Source organism: Paraburkholderia sp. CNPSo 3274, assembly GCF_024206475.1.
Taxonomy (GTDB): Bacteria; Pseudomonadota; Gammaproteobacteria; order Burkholderiales; family Burkholderiaceae; genus Paraburkholderia.
Genome location: NZ_JAMBPR010000271.1, coordinates 1 through 531 on the forward strand (window position 1 = coordinate 1; position 531 = coordinate 531).

Genomic DNA, 531 nt, shown 5'->3' on the forward strand with positions numbered 1-531 from the left:
GCGTTTTAAGCGCTCACACTTGTCGGCTGTAAGAAAGACAGACTCAGGGGTCTGTAGCTCAGTCGGTTAGAGCACCGTCTTGATAAGGCGGGGGTCGATGGTTCGAATCCATCCAGACCCACCACTGTCTGTGGACGGGCAGTCCCCTTGAGTTGTGTGACTGGGGGATTAGCTCAGCTGGGAGAGCACCTGCTTTGCAAGCAGGGGGTCGTCGGTTCGATCCCGTCATCCTCCACCAATCCTCAATGCCTAGTGTCCGGTGAAAGACAGACCGGATATTACGCATTGGCGATTGAGCCAGTCAGAGCGGTATGTGAAAACGTATCGGCTGTCGTTCTTTAACAATCAGGAAGAAGTAGTAAAGAGATTCATCTGAAACACACTTAGAGATGGGTGTGGAGTAGGTGAATCAGGGTTGTGATTGTATCAATGTATTTTTAAGTGATCGAAAGATTGCCTTGAAATACGGCGCAACACGAATACTCAACCTGTAGCGAGCGTGAATCGCACGAGCAATCGTGACCGAGACAC

General features: G+C 50.5%; 2 tRNA genes. Both read left to right on the forward strand.

Annotated features, from left to right (window positions below):
- The first annotated feature begins 47 nt into the window (after positions 1–47).
- Positions 48–124 (forward strand) — tRNA-Ile (locus M3I54_RS44645).
- Positions 125–162: 38 nt separating this feature from the next.
- Positions 163–238, forward strand: a tRNA-Ala gene (locus tag M3I54_RS44650).
- Positions 239–531 lie beyond the last annotated feature (293 nt).